This window comes from Agarivorans sp. JK6 (assembly GCF_045277145.1).
Classification (GTDB): Bacteria; Pseudomonadota; Gammaproteobacteria; order Enterobacterales; family Celerinatantimonadaceae; genus Agarivorans; species Agarivorans albus.
Genome location: NZ_CP113525.1, coordinates 4,195,008 through 4,214,908 on the forward strand (window position 1 = coordinate 4,195,008; position 19,901 = coordinate 4,214,908).

The window sequence follows — 19,901 nt, forward strand, 5'->3', positions numbered from 1 at the left end:
TGAACAGCTAGCTACTTAGAGAAGATAATGCGACGTAGCGCAGAATAGTCGAAACTGGTGTAACCGCCGTAACCGTTGCGTGCAACAAACATATTGTCGGCTTCATCACCGCTAGGAAGTTTAAATTTAGCACCGCTATGAGTAACCGCTACGTACTCATTTGAAACATAATAATATTTGTTATCGGCTTGAATAAACGCCAACTCACTTAATGGCATAAACAGCGGTTTTCCTTTGCTATCTAAGGCAACAATGCGTTGTTGTAAACTGCCATCGGAGTTTTGGATCTGTAAATCTTGCATTTGCATCCATTGCGATTCGCTACCCGACTGTAGCCAAATTCTAACATCCTGCGCATTTGCAGTACCAAACAATAGAGAAATGCCAATCACCATCCATTTCATCATAGTATTTCCTTCCTTCTTTTGAAGCGCGATAAGCTCTTTGCATACGGCTTATTCACGTGCACTTTAAGTAGCAGCTTCACCCTTGTAAACGCCTGTTTGACATTTTTTCGGTGAAAGTCATGTTTCTGACCTCACTGCCTTTATTTTTATGTTTTTTTTATTGCTCTAATCAAGCGCTAAGCGGCGCCCTTCCTAGTGAGCGCTATCTATAACTCTGTGTTTATATCCTATATTGTACTTGAAAAACATAAGCTTATGAAAACGTTATCTTCAAGTTATTCTAATAAAGTGTCAATAATTTGAACACTAACAGCTATACAATTATTGAGCCATTTTGTTGTAGCTAATTGTTTACGCTAAGACAAAATGCCAGCGAAGCCCCGCGAGCACTGAGATAATTCGTAATCTGGTGAGTGATTTATTAATCAATAGAGGAAGGAGAAACTCGACAAAATATAAACACTATGCAGACAAACGCTTAAGTAAGCGATCCATTGCCCGATAACTTAGTGCTTCCACAATGTCATTGCGCTGAATATCTTTTTGCTGTTTAAGATCGGCAATGGTTCTAGCCAAACGCCAAACTCGATGAAATGCCCGTGCAGATAAACCCAATTGATTAATGCTATTTTCTAAAAATTCGCTGTTATCTGAGCTTAAACTAGCGTGTTGATGAAGCTCTTTACCCGAGAGTTGGCTATTTAGCTTACCGCTACGCTCCAACTGCAGCTTGCGCGCGTTAATCACCCGCTGTTTTATCATGGCACTAGACTCTCCCTGCGCATGCTGAGTTAAACTGCCTTTGGGTAACTCAGCCACCTCAACACTTAAATCAAAGCGGTCTAAAAATGGCCCCGATAGCTTACCAAGATATTTCAAGATTTGATCAGGATTACTGCGTAGCTGCTGACCTTGATAGTAACCACAAGGCGAAGGGTTCATCGCCGCCACTAACTGGAATCGTGAAGGAAAGCGCACCTGCAAAGCAGCACGAGAAATATGTACCTCACCCGACTCAAGCGGCTGGCGCAAAGCATCTAAGGTACTGCGAGCAAACTCAGGAAGTTCGTCTAAAAAAAGCACACCATGATGGGCTAAGGTTATTTCACCGGGTTTAGGATTTGAACCACCTCCCACCAGCGCTACCATTGAGGCACTATGATGCGGGCTACGAAAAGGCGGGATGTACCATTGCTCTAGCTCTCGTTGCTGAGCGCTTACCGAGTTTATTGCCGCCACCTCTATGGCTTGTTGCTCGGTTAAGCTGGGTAATATGCCCGGTAAACGACTCGCCAACATAGTTTTTCCGGTACCTGGAGGGCCCATCATTAACAGATTATGCGCGCCGGCGGCAGCTAGTTCTAAAGCACGTTTTGCCAGATGTTGACCTTGCACTTCGCTCATATCTAAGAGGCTTTCGTTAAACTGCGGCTCAATAACTTGAGAATCCTTCAAGTTGAAAGCGCTTTGGCCATTGAGACCAGCACTTAACTGCTGCAAGCTGGCGCTGCCATGTACTTTTGCCTCTGGCACTCTTACCGCTGCGTCGGCATCTTGCTCACTAGTCACCAAGGTTAAACCCTGCTGGCTTATTGATAAGGCAGTGGCAATTGCTCCGCTCACCGGGCGAATTGCTCCCGATAAAGCCAGCTCACCGCAAAACGCCATGTCATTCAAACACGCTAGAGGAACATCACCAGCAGCGGCTAAAATACCAATAGCAATTGGCAGGTCAAAGCGACCTCCACTTTTAGGAACATCTGCAGGAGCTAGATTTACGGTAATGCGTTTTGCAGGAAAGGAAAAGCCACTATTGAGAATGGCGCTACGAACTCTATCTTTAGCTTCTTTAACAGAGGTTTCTGGTAAACCTACAATAGAAAAGGCAGGCAAACCATTGGCTAAATGCACTTCTACAGTCACATTTAAGGCTTCCATGCCCACTAAGGTACACGTTTTAACTATCGCTAAACCCATTTGCTCTCCAGCGCTTAATAACAACTTACATACTAGTAGGCTTTTGCCAAAGTTGTTATTAAGTGACTGAAAACAGGTTTGTTACTGTACGCTAAAGCACTGCTGCTGTTGCTGATGAAGCGCCGCTAATACCGCTTTGCGTTCGATTAAGCCAATCAGTTTGCCGTTTTCCAATACTGGGTAACTTTTTGGTTTGTTATCCGTCATGGTTTTTGCCAAGTCGAGTACATTCTCATCTGGGCCAACACTAAGTACTTCACTGCGCATAATGTCTTTAACCAAAGCACTTTGATCGCAGTAGTATCCGGCTTGTAGCATTTGAGTTACGCAGTCTAGCTCTGATAACCAACCAATTAATGTGCCTTTAGCGTCAACCACTGGGGCACCAAGCTGGTGTGAATTAGTCAGCAATTCGCTGGCCTCGTTAATGCTTTGCTCTTCGGTAAAACTCAAGAATTGAGCACGCATGTAGTGTCTAACATTAAGCTGTTGCATAAGACCTCCTTCAAGGGCCTTTAAGATTACAGCTCAAATGTAATACAAGCCAAGACAGATAAGAAATGGCTTATAACTATTAGATTGATAGGTAGGGGTTTTGGCGCAAAAAAGCAGCGAATAACGCTGCTTTTAAACCCACTATATTTGCGCTTAACTGGCTTCAAGCTGGGCCAATACTTCATCGATGGTAGTAACAATAAAGTCTGCTTCTTGTTTGCTCAAAGTTAGCACCGGACACAAGCACAAGGTATTGTTTAAGCTAGCAAATGAGCGGTTAGTTCTACCAATGATTAGGCCCTTAGCCATACACATTCCCGCTACCTTAACCGCCACACTTTCATCCACTGGCGTTTTGGCGTCTTGGTCACTAACCAGCTCAATGCCTAGCAACAAACCTTTGCCTCGTACATCACCAATGATAGGGTGCTTGGCTTGTAAGCCTATTAGCCCTTCTAGCAAATAATCGCCCATCATCTTGCTGTTATGCACCAGTTCTTCTTGCTCAAGAATGCGTAAGTTTTCTAATGCCGCAGCAGGCCCAGCAGTACAGCCGGCAAAGGTGCTAATGTCTCTAAAATAGGCTTCACGGTCACTGCTATCAGCCATAAATTCATTAAATACTTCTTCGGTTGTTACCGTGCAAGAAATGGCGGCGTAACTAGAGGCAACACCTTTTGCTAGCGTGACAATGTCGGGCTTAATACCATAGTGTTGGTAACCAAACCATTCGCCGGTTCTGCCTAGGCCACAAACCACTTCGTCGATGTGCAGCAGTACGTCATATTTCTTACAAATCTCCATGATGGTAGGCCAGTAACCTTCGGGTGGTGTAATCACCCCGCCGCCTGCGGTAATGGGCTCTAAGATCACTGCTCCTACTGTATCTGGCCCTTCTTGCAGAATGACCCTCTCTAACTCTTTAGCAGCTCTCACTCCATAATCACTAACATCGCCAAATTGACTACGATATTCACAACAATGTGGAAACTCTACAAAGCCAGGCGCAAAGGGGCCATATTGCTTACGGCGCTCCTCTTGGCCCGTTGCACTTAAAGCAGCGATGGTAGAACCATGATAGTCCCGCTCGCGGTACAAAATTTTGTGTTTCTTTTCGCCATATTTTAGATGTGCAATTTGGCGAACAATTTTAAAGGCTTTTTCATTTGCTTCAGAACCAGAGCTTGCATAATAAACGCGGCTCATACCGGGCATTTTGGCGAGTAGCTTTTCGGCAAATTCAGCTGCTGGAACGGTACCCGCAGTACTGGCAAAAAAGTTAAGCTCTGTAAGTTGTTTGCTCACTGCTTCTGCGATTGAGCTGCGCCCGTAACCAACGTTAACACACCATACTCCGCCCGATGAGGCATCTAAGTAACTGTTGCCCTTGGCGTCCCACACTCGTGAGCCTTCGCCTTTTACCATAACCATTGGGTCTTGGCTTTTTAACACACTGTGTTGGTTAAGATGATGCCAAACATGCTTACGATCTTGCTCAATTACCGCCGTATTTTCTATCGACATGCCTCTACTCCCTTAAGCTAATTCAATATTGCAAAGCATGCTTACGACATTAACTCAGGGTAAAACGGGTGCTTAGGACCAGCAATTCAAATCCATGGAGCCAGATAAACCCGAGGACAAAACTTAGTGGAAAGTGGCGCTATATATACTGCTAATTGGCCCTATAGCCTTAATGTAACAGCCTGCCATATTAGCCATTTACTCAGGTTTAAGAGATAACTAAATGCTTGATAACATGGCCGTAATGGTACCCATAGTGATGTTGGCGGCCTTGGTAAGAGGCTTTAGTGGTTTTGGTTTTGCTGCCATTGCGGTGATTGGTATGAACCTGTTTTTTACGCCGCAGCAAAGTGTGCCGGTTATCTTAAGCTTGGATTTACTGTGTAGCGTAAACCTATGGAAACAAGCCCGTCAACAAGCCAACTACCCAATACTCAAAAAGTTAATTGCGGGCTCCTTAATAGGTATTCCCTTAGGCCTAGGACTACTCCTTTTGCTACCAGCAGAATTGCTTAAGCTAGCGATATGCTTGTTCATATTGCTGTTTTCTTTATTCCTCGCCTGCAATATGCGCCTACCTCACATGGATAAGCCTTCAGCCCCTGGGCTATTTGGCTTTCTCTCGGGAGCTGGCACAGCCAGTGCTTCGGTAGGTGGTCCAATGGTAGTCGTTTACATGCTTTCTAGCCCGCTCAACCCGCAGCAACAACGTGCCACCATGATCTTATTTTTTATCGTGAGTGAATTGCTATCGGTGGGCGGATTGCTAGCAACTGGAATTTTTAGCTGGCAGTCTTTGAGCCATATTGCCGTTCTACTTATTCCCACTATGTTAGCGGTGCGCTTAGGCCAATACTTATTTAATCGTTGGCCGCCACGTTCATTTAAGCACATCGCCTTACCCGTAATGATTACTGTGGCGTTTCTGGGAATCAACGCTTCATTAGATGGGGTTTATTAATTGAATGAATTGTAAACTCCATTACCTCTTCCGCAGCTGAAACCCGAACCATCTTAAAAAGTAAAGCTACCAATTTCCTATCAGAAGCTATATTTCACTCTCCAATGTCCATCCGCGAAAATGCCGGTTAATATAAACATCGCTACTTATTGGAGCTTATATTGTGGGAAATGAAAACGAAGATCCTGATAGTTGGTTTGACCTAAGCCAAGCGAAGAGCTTGGATAGCTTTCACAAAGTGTTTGTTAATGGCTGGGACTACCTATTGGTATCTCCACAATTTCTTTTAGATGAAGATAACTACTTTCAAGGCATAGAGGTATTAAGCAAATTAGATAAGAGTAAAACAGAAGATGAGCTCCACTTTCACTTAACTATGTTTGCAGACTTTGAAGAACCTAATTGGACAGAGCAATATTCAGCCAAAAGCTTAATGCTTTCTGATAAGGAGCAATGGCAATTGGTTTACGCTGGTATGTTTTTTTACCCTACTCAAAAAGATTGGTGTGGGATATACATTGACGTTGAGTGTCAAGATGTAGTGGTACTAGGTGCGAAGAAACAGCTAATTAAAAGAATCCAAGAGACATTTCCCCCAAGCAGTATTTTAACAATTGAGTATATAAAGCAGCTTTTGAACAGACGCTATGAAAAACAAGAATCTTGAAGATTGTCTAATATATACCAACTAAAAAAGCCCGACATTAGCCGGGCAAACAACATGCAAAGGTAGAACTTATTGCGCTTAGTTGCACCCTTTCCAAGGTACCAATTTGCTTTCTAAGAACCGCATAAACAAATCGAAGCAATAAGCGATTATGCCTATCACCACGATGCCGGCAATAACCACATCGGTAACCAAAAACTCAGACGCATTTAGCACCATAAATCCTATGCCTCGCTCTGCGGCCACCATTTCTGCGGCTACTAGGGTTGTCCAGCCAAAGCCAATAGCAATGCGCATACCGGTTAATACATCGGGCAACGCGCCTTTGGTTATCACTTGAGAGACCACCTGCCAGCGACTTGCTCCCATTGAATAAGCCACTTGAATTTGCTCAATCCGCACCGAGCTCACTCCCGCACGGGCACTCAATACAATTGGCGCCAGCATGGCTAGAAAGATTAAGGTCACTTTGCTTTCTTCATCAATACCCAGCCAAATAATCACTAATGGCAGGTAGGCTAAAGGAGGCAGCGGGCGATAAAATTCGATTATAGGGTCAAATATGCCACGCATCACTCTGCTACAGCCAATAGCGATACCAAGCGGGATACCTATGGCACAGGCCAAAACAAACGCACCAAAAATGCGGCCTAAACTTGCACCAAGGTGTTCAAACAAGGTGGCGCCAGCAAAGCCATCAATAAAAATGTCCCAAAGGCGAGCTAGCACATCAAAAGGCGATGGTAAGAACATCGGTTTAATCATGCCAGCTTCGGTTACCAGTGCCCATAAACCCAAGAAAAATATGGTAGAGCACAGTGCAATTAGTTTGCTATCACCAGCACCAGGCGTACCAAAATATTCACCACTTTGAACGGCTTTTTGCGCGGTTAATTGTTTGGTAGTACTAACAACTTTTTTAGCAAAAGGGGTCAGCTCTTTTTTATGTGCTGCTGCGCCAACAGCCTTCTCATCGGGGCTGATGGGCGAAGTTAGAGATGAGGCACTCATGGTATTGGTCGTCATAATTGGTCCTTAGGCTGCCGCCGCTTCGTCGCCATGAATAATTGCTAACACTTGCTCGCGCATGGCAATAAAGGCTTCACTCGATTTCACTTTTCTAGCGTCTCGGCAGTCTAAAAACTGCTGGTTAAAATCAATCTTAAATTCATGAGTGATCCGCCCTGGTCGCGGCGACATCACAATGAGGCGAGTAGCTAACAACAAGGCTTCATCCACACTGTGGGTGATAAAAAACATCATTTTGTTGGTTTCGCGCCATACATCCAGCAAGAGCTCTTGCAGGGATTCACGAGTAAGCGCATCCAAAGCACCTAAGGGTTCATCAAGTAACAGCATTTCAGGGTTGTTAGTAAGCGCTCTGGCAATACCAACCCGCTGCTGCATTCCACCAGATAACTGGTACACCTTGTGTTGGTGAAAATCTTCAAGCCCCACCAGTTTTAAGTAACTGGCCGCGCGCTCTCGGCGCTCTTGTTTGTCTACACCTTGCAGCTTTAAGCCAAACTCGGTGTTTTCGATTACGTTTAACCACGGCAGTAGCGCATGTTTTTGGAACACCACGCCGCGATCGGCACCAGGGCCAACAATTTCATCGCCAATATCTAAACCACAAGCTACTCTGGGATAACCTTCAATAGGGCTAGAGCCTAAAGTGAGATACCCTTTGGTGGGCGCGATAAACCCGGCAATCAAGTTTAATAATGTGGTTTTTCCGCATCCTGAAGCACCTAAGGCAACCACAAAATCGCCCTGTTCAATGTTCAAGTTCACCTCAGATAAGGCGGTGACTGGGTCACCACCTTGAGCTGCAGGATAGACTACCGATACGTCATGAATTTCGAGAGTATTCATTGTTAAGTCTCCTGGTTTAGGCTGTTAGCCAGTTACATTTCTGCGGCTGCCGCTGCATAAGCAGGGTTAACAAACTTGCTGTAATCTGGCATTAAGTCGTTGATCTTCTTCTGCTCTTTCAAGAACTCTGAAGTGGATTTAAGTGATTGGCTGGCTCCGCCTTCTGCGCCACACCCCAACCAACTGCATGATAACTGCGTAGTTACATCGGGAAACTCATAAAGGTCTAGCACCTCAGCTACGGTGTTTACGTCACCGCCACTCACTTTAGCAATAGACTGGGCAATTGGATTGCTAGCATCAAAGCTCGCTTTGTTGCTGCGGTAGTCTTCGTCTAGATCAATCACTACTTTTAGCATTTTGCTCACAAAATCAGGGTTAGCAGCAGCAAATTCTTTGTTCGCAACTAAGCCGTCAAAAGTAGGTTTACCCCAAGCGCTTAAGGTGGCCGAGGTAATCAACACCTTGCCACTTTGCTTAATTTTTCCCAGTGCAGGATCCCAAATAAACGCGCCGTCGATGTCTCCACGCTGCCATGCTGCGGCTATAGAATTAGGCTGCATGTTGATTAAGCGAACGTCTTTCTCGGTTAAGCCAAATTGCTCAAGTGCAAATAAGGCATGGAAGTGCGTAGTGGATACAAACGGTACCGCGATGCGCTTTCCTTTTAAGTCGGCTGGAGAACTGATCCCCGAGCCATCACGCACTACCAATGCTTCTGCATCGGCAATGTTTTCTAGAATCCATACCAATTCGATATCTACGCCGCGGCTTACCGCACTGGCAATTGGGCTAGAGCCCGCCGAGGCTAAATCTAAAGCGCCAGAGGCCATTGCGGTCATCGCTTTAGCGCCAGAATCAAAGCGACGCCATTTGATGGTGTAGCCCGTCTCTTTTTCTACCAATTTCTCGTTAATGGCGTGCTTCCATGGATTGAACATTCCTTGGTATCCAATGGTGACCTCTTTTGCGGTAACCGCCGTGCTAATCATTAGTCCCGCCAAAGCTGCTATCGCAGTTTTCATCTTCAATTGTTTCATCGTTAACTCCTTGTTGAACCCGACACTTAGCGTGTTGTTTTAAGTTACTGCGTGCGAAAAACGAGCTATAGGGCCAATTTTTTTGAATTGCTGGTCCAGCGCAAAGCAACAAATAAAAAGCCATGTTGGCTAATAAATTGCTATTTCCAAACATGGGGAATGGAAGATATGCAAAATCTTCACCTACTTTTTGTAAGGATATGGGCATGAATGACTGCATGATGAATATTGAGTTACAAGCAGGTAGAGGCTTACAACAACAGATTAGAGAAAAGTTAGTAGAGCTGATTCAGCACGACTACTTTGGCACAAGGGCCCTGCCCTCCAGCCGCAAAATGGCGCAACTGCTAAAAGTGTCGCGTAACACAGTGGTATTGGTTTACGAAAGCATGGTGGACGATGGTTACTTAATTGCCAGAGAACGCAGCGGCTTTTTTGTAAACCCTGAATTGGACCAAGAACCAACTCTCAAATTGGTGCAAACTCGCCCTCATCTGGACCAAAACCAGCCAAATTGGACCCATCGCTTACGCAGCGCCCCGGCATCATTTAGCACCTTAAACAAAGATAAAGATTGGATAAATTATGCTTATCCCTTCATTTATGGCCAAATTGAGCCAAGCCATTTCCCCATTTATCAATGGCGAGAATGTTCTCGCATCGCCCAAAACCGTAATAGTGTGCATCATTGGATTGAAGATTATGTTGATGTAGATGATCCAGAATTGGTCACGCAGATTCGCCAGCAGATTTTGTCTAAACGCGGCATTACAGCCAGTAACGACGAAGTGCTAATTACCATGGGTACCCAAAATTCTTTGTACCTACTGGCTTCCTTGCTCGCGGGACAGGGAGTAAAAGTAGGGGTAGAAAACCCCGGCTATGCTGACTTAAGGCACATATTCACCCAATGTGGCTCTAAACCAGAGCCATTAGAGCTTGATCAACAGGGCCTAATACTCGGCCAGCAACTTAGCGATTGTGACTATGTATGTGTAACGCCCAGCCATCAATACCCAACTACCGTAACCATGCCTATTGAGCGACGCAAACAACTACTCGAACAAGCCGCTACGGACGACTTTGTATTAATAGAAGATGACTATGAAAGCGAAGTGAATTTTCATGAGCAGCCATTGCCCGCACTAAAAAGCATTGACCAACATGGCCGGGTTATTTACATCGGCAGCCTGTCTAAATCGCTATCACCAGGTTTACGCATAGGTTACTTGGTAGCAAACAAGCAGCTAATTGCCGAGCTACGCGCACTGCGCCGACTTATCTACCGCCACCCTCCAGCCAATAATCAACGCACCGCAGCGCTGTTTATTGCCCAAGGTTATTACGATAGCCATGTTCGTAGAATGCGCCATGTATATGAACAAAAGTGGCTGCTCATGCAACAGGGTTTACAGCGCCACCTTCATCAATGCGTGATTAACGCAACACCAGGTAGTTTTTGTTTTTGGATAGAACTGCCTAAGCATGTATGCAGTAGTGCACTAGTGGTACAAGCGGCTAAACAAGGAATATTAGTAGAATCGGGGGATACCTTGTTTGCCGAACAACAAGCTCCCAAAAACTACATCCGCTTGGGGTTCTCGGCGATTGCAGAAGAAAAGATAAATGCCGGACTCGCCCTGTTAGGTAACTTAGTTAGCCAACTCTCACAGCATAGTCCTAGCGAAGCCTTACACGCCTAAACCAATAATACTGATCAACAAACCTCTCTAGCGCAGATATTCTTCAACGCTAGAGAGGTTTGTACGTTTAGCTAAAACCCCAAACTTAATCTGGTCCCTTCGGTTCATATTTCTGGCACTACTCGCCCACAACCTCCCTTGGTTAATCTAATTTCATTCCGCTGTTAGAGGCTATGACTCTAACCAGCCGTCAAAAATATAGTTGGTTTAACAAGGAGTTATTTATGAGCAATTGCGTATTCATTACTGGCGCTACATCGGGGTTTGGCCTTGCCAGTGCTAAGTTGTTTGCTCAGCACGGTTACAAACTCATTTTAACCGGCAGGCGCATAGAGCGTTTAGCCCAACTTGCCGATGATCTAGGCCAACAATGCCAAGTGCACTATGCCAGCCTTGATGTGCGCGATAGCCAACAAGTAGCCCAGTTAGTAGCAGCACTGCCCGAAGACTTTAAACAAGTAACAGCGCTAGTTAACAATGCCGGATTAGCCCTAGGCACCGACCCTTGTGATAAGGCCAGCCTTGCTGATTGGCACACCATGATTGATACCAATGTCACCGGGCTGATTAATGTCACCCATGCCTTGCTGCCCATTCTTACTCAACAAACCGTTGCCTCGGTAGTGAACTTAGCCTCGATAGCTTCTAATTGGCCTTACCCTGGCAGTCATGTATATGGCGCGTCAAAGGCCTTTGTCGCCCAGTTCTCTAGAAATCTACGCTGTGACTTAGTGGGTAGCGGCGTGCGGGTTACCAGCTTAGAGCCTGGTTTATCAGAGAGTGAATTTAGCTTGGTGCGCTTTGGTGGTGACCAAGAAAAATATCAGCAGCTTTACGGCAATAGCAATGCCCTGCAACCAGAAGACATTGCCAACATTATTTATTGGTTAGTAGAGCAACCTGCTCATATCAACATCAATAGCTTAGAAGTCATGCCGAGCTCGCAAGCTTGGAACAATTTCAATGTTGTTAAACAAGCTAACTAATTACTTTTTCAATTAAAACTTAAATCGCTAGGAGATTATTATGATTATTGGCGTACCTTCAGAAATCAAAAACCATGAATATCGCGTTGGCTTAGTGCCAGCCTCAGTTCAAGAGCTTACCGCCCGCGGCCATAAAGTTAACATTCAAGCTGGTGCAGGTTTAGGCATTAACATCGACGATGCCGCCTACCAAAAAGCTGGCGCAAACATTGTTGGCAGCGCACAAGACGTGTTTGCTGGCAGCGAGATGATCGTAAAAGTAAAAGAGCCTTTGGCTCAAGAACGCGCGATGCTAAAAGAAGACCAACTACTATTCACTTATTTACATCTAGCACCTGATGTCCCGCAAACAGATGACCTGATTGACAGCGGCGCAGTCTGCGTTGCCTATGAAACAGTCACCTCTAATACCGGGGCATTGCCGCTATTAGCGCCAATGTCTGAAGTTGCAGGCCGCATGGCAATTCAAGCTGGCGCTCATTGTTTAGAAAAATCTAACCTTGGACGTGGCATGCTGCTAGGTGGCGTAAGTGGTGTAGAGCCAGCAAAAGTAGTAATTATTGGCGGCGGCGTCGTAGGCCGAAATGCGGCCCAAATGGCGGTGGGCATGTATGCTGACGTAGCCGTGTTAGACAATAACATTGATACACTACGCCAAATTGACGCTCAGTTTTCTGGCCGCGTTAAAACAGTATTCTCTAACCAATACAATCTAGAAAAATATGTTGCTGATGCCGACTTAGTAATTGGCGGAGTATTAATTCCAGGTGCTGCAGCGCCCAAGTTAGTTACTAGAGCAATGATCAGCGGTATGAAGCCTGGAAGTGCCATTGTTGACGTAGCCATTGACCAGGGTGGCTGTTTTGAAACATCGGTAGCAACCACTCACGCCGACCCCACCTTCATTGTTGATGACGTAGTACACTATTGTGTTGCCAACATGCCTGGCGCAGTCGCGCGAACGTCAACATTTGCCCTCAATAACGCCACCTTACCTTTTGTATTGCAGCTCGCAAATCAAGGTTACAAACAGGCATTATTAGCTAACCCGCACTTGTTAAACGGCTTAAATGTAATTCATGGCAAACTCACCAACCAAAGCGTTGGCGAGAGCCAAGCAAAACAATACATCGAAGCACTAAGTGCAATTAAAGCCGCATAGAAAAAGCGACTAGCTAACTCAGGTTAGCTAGTCTTGGTCCTCGGGAATATCTCTCACGTATTTAGCCGGCACGCCGGCTACCACTGTATTAGCCGCCACATCTTTGTTTACCAAGGCACCAGCGGCAATTACCGCGTTATCACCAATGCTTACGCCAGGTAAAATATTCGCGCCCATACCAATCCAAACGCGGTCACCAATAGTTACAGGTAAAGCTCGCTCTAAACCTTCGGTGCGCTGTTTAACGTTTAACGGGTGAGTCGCAGTAGAAATGTTCACAGCAGGAGCCAGCATCACGTCATCGCCGATGGTGACAGGCGCTCCGTCAAGAATCACGCAGTTATGGTTGGCATAAAAATTCTTACCGGTGGTGATGTTATAGCCGTAGTCGCAGAAAAAATCTGGCTCTATCCAAGGATCGAGACTGTTTGGCAACAGCTCGGCTAATACCTCGGCGCGAAGGTCTTCTTCGGGGTGTAACAAATTGAGTTCGTAACATAGAGACTTAGCTTGGTTACGCTCTTCAACCAACTCTCCGTCAAAGGCCAAATACAACTCTCCAGCTAACATCTTTTCTTTTTCTGTCATGCTTACCTCTTCGAGAAACTGGCCGCCACTAGGACAAAACTGCAGCGAAATGTTTTATTTTCAGTAAGTTATTCTACAGGTTTAATCACTACTTTATCTCCGACTTGGATTGCATTTTTGGCAAACCAGCCTTGATTCATCTCCCAAGCGTACATCACTTGAAAGCGCGATTTAGTTAGTTTGTTATCATTCGCCTGCATCTGAGTGATTTCGCTAATAGAGCCATCTTTGCGGATAAAAGCGACATCTAAAGGGATCAAAGTATTTTTCATCCACATTTGAGCTTGTTTGCTGCGCTGAAAGTTAAACAACATGCCGCAATCGGTACACAAGTGCAGCCGATGCATTAAACCCAAGGCGCGTTGTTGGTCACTGTAGGCATATTCCACCGTGTAGTGCTGTTGATTTACCTCCAGCGCTACCGCTGGAAATTCCTCACTTGGCGTTGCAGCCCCTACATTTTTTGTGACTACCAGTAAAACCAATAGGACATATTTATAAACGGATACATTCAAAGTTACAGGATTCCCAGATGACTAAAACGGCGCTAAGTAAAACCGTGTCAGATACACAACTCACTAAGCAAGCCATCACTTTACCTTGCTTAAACGCAAATCAACGAAAAAAAGTGCAATAATTTTAGCCAAATGAGCAATGAACAATCTGCTGCATATGCAAAATTTATCACCACTCAAAACAAATAAAACAGAACATACAACCAACCAAAAAAGAAAAGACAGATTAAGAAACCTTAAATTGTTTATTAAACGTACCACAGGCAGAACAATTAGTAGCCAAAGTGGACTTGAATCACATTTTATCCTGTGATACTTGTTAGCCAATGATTTAGGAAAGTTTTAAATATGTCTCTTTCAGTTGCTCTAATTATTAGCGTCGTCCTTGTGGTGATTATTCTATCACCTCGCGGGGATGCGTTGTTGTAACTGAAACAAGCACACAACATCAAACCCCCGCGCTGCAAAGCTCGGGGGTTTTTTGTTAACGGTGGAAAGGAAGTAGTAATGAATGGTGCGCAACAAATTGTAGCGACTCTGAAACAACAGGGCGTTGAACAAGTATTTGGTTATCCTGGCGGGGCAATTATGCCTTTATACGACGCTCTCTATGACGGTGGTGTAAAGCACATGCTTACTCGCCACGAGCAAGGTGCGGCAATGGCAGCTGTGGGTTATGCCCGCGCAGGAGCAACTTCGGGCATTAAAGTTGGTGTGTGTATCGCCACTTCTGGACCTGGCGCAACCAACCTCGTCACTGGCCTTGCCGAAGCGCAGCTAGACTCCATTCCACTTATCGCCATTACTGGGCAAGTAGCCCAGCCAGTAATCGGTACCGACGCCTTCCAAGAAGTAGACGTTTTAGGCATGTCGTTATCGGTCACCAAACATAGCTTTATGGTGACCGACGTTAAAGAGCTTAAACGCACCATAGAACAAGCTTTTGAGATTGCCACCAGCGGCCGCCCAGGCCCAGTGCTTATAGATGTGCCTAAAGATGTGCAATTAGCCGAAGTTGAAGAAAGCCTCGCTTACTTGGCTGCTGCCAGCGCTCCTGTAGAACCTACTGCAGAATTAATTGGCCAAGCCAAACAACTCATCGCTAGCGCTAAACAACCTATTGTATATGTGGGTGGTGGCGTAGGCATGGCCAATGCGGTGACTGAGTTACGTGAGTTTTTAAATTACAGCAAAATCCCAAGTGTAAGCACGCTAAAAGGGATTGGGGCGATCACCGAAGAACAACCTTACTACTTAGGCATGTTAGGTATGCACGGCACTAAAGCAGCTAACCTAAGTGTTCAAGAAACTGACTTATTAGTGGTGATTGGCGCGCGCTTTGATGACCGCGTTACCGGCAAGCTTGATGAATTTGCACCAAATGCCAAAGTGATCCACCTAGATGCTGATGCCAGCGAATTTGGTAAACGCCGCACCCCAGATGTCGCACTAGACAGCGACTTAAAGCTAACCCTACCTAAGCTGCATTGCCAAACCGAGATTGATATCTGGCAAGAAAAAGTGGCAAAACGCAAACATGATTTTGCTTGGCGTTATGATCACCCAGGTGGACATATTTTTGCGCCTGCTATGCTTAGCGACTTAAGCAAGATGGTGGATAAAAACACCGTGGTAGCTTGTGATGTTGGCCAACACCAAATGTGGGTAGCCCAACATATGCAGTTTGATGGCCCAGAGAATCATTTATCAAGTGCAGGCCTAGGTACTATGGGCTTTGGCTTACCCGCGGCCATTGGTGCCCAGTTTGCTCGCCCTAACGACACCGTAATTAACGTCTCTGGTGATGGTTCATTCATGATGAATGTACAAGAACTCACCACCATTAAACGCGCTAAGCTGCCGGTAAAAATGCTGTTAATCGACAATAACCGCTTAGGCATGGTTCGCCAGTGGCAAAACTTGTTTTTTGATGGCCGCTTTAGTGAAACGATTCTTGATGACAACCCCGACTTTGTAAAAATGGCCTCGGCTTTTGATATTCCCGGCGAAACCATTAGCAACAAAGTTGATGTACACGCAGCCTTGCAACGGATGCTAGACAGCAAAGGCCCTTACCTACTGCATGTATTAATTGATGCTGAAGAAAACGTATGGCCATTAGTGCCACCCGGTGTGGCCAACGACAAAATGATGGAGGACTGCTAATGCAACATTCACTAACCATTTCTACTCGCCAACAAGCAGATGTACTAGAACGCGTATTACGAGTGACACGTCACCGCGGTTTTTTAGTACAATCTATGCAAATTGAGCAGTTCAATGACCAAGAGCAGTCTGGATACCGTATTGAACTTAGTGTGACGAGCGAGCGTCCAATAGAGCACCTTACTAATCAATTAGTGAAATTGTTTGACGTTGAGCAAGTGCAATTAACCCAATTACAAGCAGTGGCTTCGCCAAAAGCGGCCATTGCCTAAAACAAATAGCAAACACAGATTAACGGAGTAAACCGCAATGCCTAAACTGCGAAGTGCCACCACCACCGAAGGCCGTAATATGGCTGGAGCGCGCGCCCTTTGGCGAGCAACAGGAACCAAAGAAGAAGATTTTGGCAAGCCAATTATCGCAGTGGTGAACTCATTCACCCAATTTGTACCGGGCCACGTTCACCTAAAAGATCTTGGTCAATTGGTTGCACGCTCTATTGAAGACGCAGGCGGTGTTGCTAAAGAATTTAATACCATCGCCGTAGATGATGGTATTGCCATGGGCCACGGCGGCATGCTTTACAGCCTACCTTCACGCGACCTAATTGCAGACTCCGTTGAGTACATGGTAAACGCCCACTGTGCCGACGCCATGGTGTGTATTTCTAACTGTGACAAAATCACCCCGGGAATGCTAATGGCGTCGATGCGCTTAAACATTCCAGTTATCTTTGTTTCTGGCGGCCCAATGGAAGCCGGTAAAACCAAACTTAGCGACCAAATCATTAAGCTCGACTTAGTTGACGCCATGGTAATGGGTGCCGACAAAAACGTATCCGATGAAGACAGCGACAAAGTAGAACGTAGTGCCTGCCCAACCTGTGGTTCTTGTTCTGGTATGTTTACTGCAAACTCAATGAACTGTTTAACCGAAGCGCTAGGTTTAGCCCAGCCGGGTAATGGTTCAATGCTAGCCACTCACGCGGATCGTGAAAAACTGTTTGTAAACGCCGGTAAGCGCATTGTTGATTTGTGTAACCGTTACTACCAGCAAGACGACGAAAGTGTATTGCCACGCTCAATTGCGACACACAAATCCTTTGAAAACGCCATGACCCTAGATATCGCCATGGGCGGTTCTACTAACACCGTATTACACCTTTTAGCAGCAGCCCAAGAAGCTGGCGTAGATTACAATATGGACCACATGGATGAGCTTTCTCGTAAGGTTCCTCAACTATGTAAAGTGGCGCCATCTACCAACAAATACCACATGGAAGATGTACACCGCGCAGGCGGCATCATGGGTATTTTGGGTGAATTAGACCGTGCAGGTTTACTAAACCGTAACGAACCGAATGTAATGGGCGAAACCTTGGCCGATACCTTAGCCAAGTGGGACATCATGCAAACCCAAGATCAGGCTGTAAAAGAGTTTTACCGCGCTGGTCCTGCAGGCATTCGCACCACTAAAGCCTTTAGCCAAGATTGCCGCTGGGATGACCTAGACGACGACCGCGCCGAAGGTTGTATTCGCAGTTTAGACAACGCCTTTAGTTTAGAAGGTGGCCTTGCTGTACTAAAAGGTAACCTGGCGCAAGACGGCTGTATTGTTAAAACTGCCGGCGTAGACGACGATAACCTAGTATTTAAAGGCCCTGCCCGTATTTTTGAAAGCCAAGACGACGCAGTTGCTGGCATTTTAGACGGCACCGTACAAGCTGGCGAAGTAGTATTAATTCGCTACGAAGGCCCTAAAGGCGGCCCAGGCATGCAAGAGATGCTTTACCCAACCTCTTACTTAAAATCGATGGGCTTAGGTAAGAAATGTGCCTTGATTACCGATGGCCGCTTCTCTGGCGGAACCTCTGGTTTATCCATTGGCCATATCTCACCAGAAGCAGCGAGCGGCGGTGTGGTTGGCTTAGTTGAGCAAGGCGATGTTATTGATATCAACATTCCTCAGCGTAGCATTGTGTTAGAAGTAAGTGATGAAGAACTGGCTAAACGTCGCGCCGCCATGGAAGCCAAAGGCAGCGATGCTTGGAGCCCAATAGGTCGAGTACGCGAAGTAAGCACCTCGCTGAAAATGTACGCCCACTTCGCCACCAGCGCCGACAAAGGTGCGGTACGCGATAAAAGCAAGCTAGATTAAACCGCGCGTCTTGCTTGAATAAACAGCCCGGTTCGCCGGGCTTATTTTTTTATGTTGTCGCCAACATGTATAGGTAATTTATGATGCAACACTTGCCTAGTGCTAACGAATATCTTCGCCGTATATTGCTTTCGCCAGTCTACGAAATTGCCCAAGTTACCCCACTACAGGGTATGCCTAAGCTGTCGCAGCGCAGTGGCAATAATATTTTGCTGAAACGCGAAGACCGACAAAGTGTGCATTCGTTTAAATTACGCGGCGCCTACAATAAAATCGCCCAGCTCAATCAACAGCAGCGTGAGCGCGGAGTGGTTGCAGCATCGGCTGGCAATCACGCCCAAGGCGTGGCTATGTCGGCACAGCGACTTAACATTGCCGCGGTGATCGTAATGCCAACCACCACTCCCGATATTAAAGTGGACTCGGTACGCGCCATGGGCGCTGATGTACGCTTGGTAGGCGACAGCTTTGATGAAGCCTACCAATACTGCAAACAACTGGTTGAAGAACACGGTTACACACTGATCCCCCCTTTTGATGATGTAGACGTGATTGCCGGCCAAGGCACCATTGGCAAAGAGCTACTTGAACAAGACATGCACCTAAATGCGGTATTTGTGCCGGTAGGTGGTGGCGGTATTGCCGCTGGTGTGGCGGTATACATTAAACAGCTGATGCCTCACGTGAAAGTGATAGGCGTAGAAGCCGAAGACTCTGCCTGTTTAAAAGCTGCCTTAGCTGCTGGCAAACCCACTCCCTTAGAACGGGTTGGGCTATTTGCCGACGGCGTAGCGGTTAAATTAATTGGCAGCGAAACCTTTCGTCTTTGTCAGCAATACCTCGACGATGTAATTACCGTAAACTCCGATGAAATATGCGCGGCAGTAAAAGACATTTTTGAAGATACCCGCGCCATTTCTGAGCCCTCTGGTGCACTGGCTCTGGCTGGCTTAAAAGCCTATGCCCAGAAGCACAAACTAGAAGGTGAGCGCTTAGCCGCGGTGTTATCCGGCGCTAATATGAACTTTCATAACCTGCGTTATGTGTCTGAGCGCACCGAGCTTGGTGAGAAAAAAGAAGCGGTATTAGCGGTACGCATTCCCGAGCGCCAAGGCGCTTACTTAGAGTTTGTTGAACACTTGGGCGGACGAGTCATCACCGAGTTCAACTATCGTTATGCCAGCGAGCAACAAGCCAGCATATTTGTTGGCATTAAGGTGAGCAATAGCGATAAGGAGCTACCAGCGCTGTTAGATAAGCTGGATAGCAGCGGTTATCAAGTGGCTAACTTAAGTGACGACGAGCTTGCTAAGCAACACGTGCGTTATATGGTAGGTGGGCGGCCTGGCACCCAGCTCAACGAAAAGCTCTACAGTTTTGAGTTCCCAGAACAACCTGGCGCACTGCTTAAGTTTTTGCGCACCCTTGGCCCCCATTGGAATATAACCTTGTTCCATTACCGCAACCATGGTTCAGCCTATGGTCGGGTATTAGCCGGGTTTGAGTTACAAGAAAGCGACCAGCAAGCCTTTGGTAAACACTTAGAGCAATTAGGTTTTGATTATCGTGACGAAAGCGATAACACCGCTTATCAGTTCTTCTTGGCGCATGACTGAGCATAGACTGAATAGCTCATTAATTACTAAATATTGAACTAAGTTATCCTGCCATAAGCATT

General features: G+C 46.0%; 19 protein-coding genes. 9 read left to right on the plus strand and 10 right to left on the minus strand.

Annotated features, from left to right (window positions below; all coding sequences use genetic code 11):
- Positions 1-11: 11 nt before the first annotated feature.
- From OV592_RS19325 to OV592_RS19340, 4 genes are all read right to left on the minus strand, one after another.
- Entirely contained in the window at positions 12-407 is a 396-nt protein-coding gene (locus OV592_RS19325) for a hypothetical protein (RefSeq protein ID WP_016402299.1), read from the minus strand.
- 462 nt (positions 408-869) lie between these two features.
- Positions 870-2,384 (minus strand): YifB family Mg chelatase-like AAA ATPase, encoded by a 1,515-nt coding sequence (locus tag OV592_RS19330; protein ID WP_406609690.1) that lies wholly within the window; start codon positions 2,382-2,384, stop codon positions 870-872.
- A gap of 81 nt (positions 2,385-2,465) precedes the next feature.
- Complete coding sequence (locus OV592_RS19335; RefSeq protein ID WP_406609691.1) at positions 2,466-2,879, minus strand: CBS domain-containing protein; 414 nt, start codon at positions 2,877-2,879, stop codon at positions 2,466-2,468.
- A gap of 153 nt (positions 2,880-3,032) precedes the next feature.
- Entirely contained in the window at positions 3,033-4,403 is a 1,371-nt protein-coding gene (locus OV592_RS19340) for an aspartate aminotransferase family protein (RefSeq protein WP_406609692.1), read from the minus strand.
- Between the two features lie 223 nt (positions 4,404-4,626).
- Between OV592_RS19340 and OV592_RS19345 the strand changes: the two genes are divergently transcribed.
- Both OV592_RS19345 and OV592_RS19350 read left to right on the plus strand, forming a co-directional pair.
- The gene (locus tag OV592_RS19345) at positions 4,627-5,364 is read left to right on the plus strand and encodes a sulfite exporter TauE/SafE family protein (protein ID WP_406609693.1); all 738 of its coding nucleotides are present in this window, start codon (positions 4,627-4,629) and stop codon (positions 5,362-5,364) included.
- Positions 5,365-5,527: 163 nt separating this feature from the next.
- Positions 5,528-6,031, plus strand: a complete 504-nt coding sequence (locus OV592_RS19350) for a hypothetical protein (protein WP_406609694.1) — start codon at positions 5,528-5,530, stop codon at positions 6,029-6,031.
- A gap of 78 nt (positions 6,032-6,109) precedes the next feature.
- Here the strand turns inward: OV592_RS19350 and OV592_RS19355 are convergent, their stop codons facing one another.
- The 4 genes from OV592_RS19355 to OV592_RS19370 are packed head-to-tail and all read right to left on the minus strand — an operon-like array spanning position 6,110 to position 9,154.
- Positions 6,110-7,057 (minus strand): ABC transporter permease subunit, encoded by a 948-nt coding sequence (locus OV592_RS19355; protein WP_406609695.1) that lies wholly within the window; start codon positions 7,055-7,057, stop codon positions 6,110-6,112.
- 9 nt (positions 7,058-7,066) lie between these two features.
- Positions 7,067-7,906 carry a taurine ABC transporter ATP-binding protein gene (locus OV592_RS19360; protein WP_016402307.1) on the minus strand — a complete coding sequence of 280 codons (840 nt, stop codon included), beginning with the start codon at positions 7,904-7,906 and terminating at the stop codon, positions 7,067-7,069.
- 32 nt (positions 7,907-7,938) lie between these two features.
- Positions 7,939-8,946 carry a taurine ABC transporter substrate-binding protein gene (gene tauA, locus OV592_RS19365; protein WP_040307302.1) on the minus strand — a complete coding sequence of 336 codons (1,008 nt, stop codon included), beginning with the start codon at positions 8,944-8,946 and terminating at the stop codon, positions 7,939-7,941.
- On the minus strand, positions 8,891-9,154 hold the full coding sequence (locus tag OV592_RS19370) for a hypothetical protein (protein WP_016402309.1): 264 nt from the start codon (positions 9,152-9,154) through the stop codon (positions 8,891-8,893). The genes tauA and OV592_RS19370 overlap by 56 nt, the downstream gene beginning before the upstream one ends.
- On the opposite strand from OV592_RS19370, the gene OV592_RS19375 reads away from it, so the two are divergent.
- From OV592_RS19375 to ald, 3 genes are all read left to right on the plus strand, one after another.
- Positions 9,153-10,649 carry a PLP-dependent aminotransferase family protein gene (locus OV592_RS19375; protein ID WP_406609696.1) on the plus strand — a complete coding sequence of 499 codons (1,497 nt, stop codon included), beginning with the start codon at positions 9,153-9,155 and terminating at the stop codon, positions 10,647-10,649. The two genes, OV592_RS19370 and OV592_RS19375, sit on opposite strands and share 2 nt — an antisense overlap.
- 224 nt (positions 10,650-10,873) lie before the next feature.
- Positions 10,874-11,635, plus strand: coding sequence for an SDR family NAD(P)-dependent oxidoreductase (locus OV592_RS19380; RefSeq protein WP_406609697.1), 762 nt, complete (start codon positions 10,874-10,876; stop codon positions 11,633-11,635).
- Between the two features lie 40 nt (positions 11,636-11,675).
- Positions 11,676-12,797, plus strand: a complete 1,122-nt coding sequence (ald, locus tag OV592_RS19385) for an alanine dehydrogenase (RefSeq protein WP_406609698.1) — start codon at positions 11,676-11,678, stop codon at positions 12,795-12,797.
- A gap of 27 nt (positions 12,798-12,824) precedes the next feature.
- On the opposite strand, the gene OV592_RS19390 is transcribed toward ald, so the two are convergent.
- Together OV592_RS19390 and OV592_RS19395 are read right to left on the minus strand one after the other, a co-directional pair.
- Positions 12,825-13,385 carry a sugar O-acetyltransferase gene (locus OV592_RS19390; protein WP_152783266.1) on the minus strand — a complete coding sequence of 187 codons (561 nt, stop codon included), beginning with the start codon at positions 13,383-13,385 and terminating at the stop codon, positions 12,825-12,827.
- A gap of 68 nt (positions 13,386-13,453) precedes the next feature.
- Entirely contained in the window at positions 13,454-13,900 is a 447-nt protein-coding gene (locus OV592_RS19395) for a DUF192 domain-containing protein (RefSeq protein WP_406609699.1), read from the minus strand.
- 507 nt (positions 13,901-14,407) lie between these two features.
- Between OV592_RS19395 and ilvG the strand changes: the two genes are divergently transcribed.
- The 4 genes from ilvG to ilvA all read left to right on the plus strand — a co-directional run bounded on the left by ilvG (position 14,408) and on the right by ilvA (position 19,839).
- Positions 14,408-16,066: an acetolactate synthase 2 catalytic subunit gene (gene ilvG / locus OV592_RS19400; protein ID WP_406609700.1), complete on the plus strand. Its 1,659-nt coding sequence runs from the start codon at positions 14,408-14,410 to the stop codon at positions 16,064-16,066.
- Complete coding sequence (gene ilvM, locus OV592_RS19405) at positions 16,066-16,338, plus strand: acetolactate synthase 2 small subunit (protein ID WP_016402316.1); 273 nt, start codon at positions 16,066-16,068, stop codon at positions 16,336-16,338. The genes ilvG and ilvM overlap by 1 nt, the downstream gene beginning before the upstream one ends.
- 37 nt (positions 16,339-16,375) lie before the next feature.
- Complete coding sequence (gene ilvD / locus OV592_RS19410; protein WP_406609701.1) at positions 16,376-18,223, plus strand: dihydroxy-acid dehydratase; 1,848 nt, start codon at positions 16,376-16,378, stop codon at positions 18,221-18,223.
- A gap of 80 nt (positions 18,224-18,303) precedes the next feature.
- The gene (ilvA, locus tag OV592_RS19415; protein ID WP_406609702.1) at positions 18,304-19,839 is read left to right on the plus strand and encodes a threonine ammonia-lyase, biosynthetic; all 1,536 of its coding nucleotides are present in this window, start codon (positions 18,304-18,306) and stop codon (positions 19,837-19,839) included.
- The last annotated feature ends 62 nt before the right edge of the window (positions 19,840-19,901 follow it).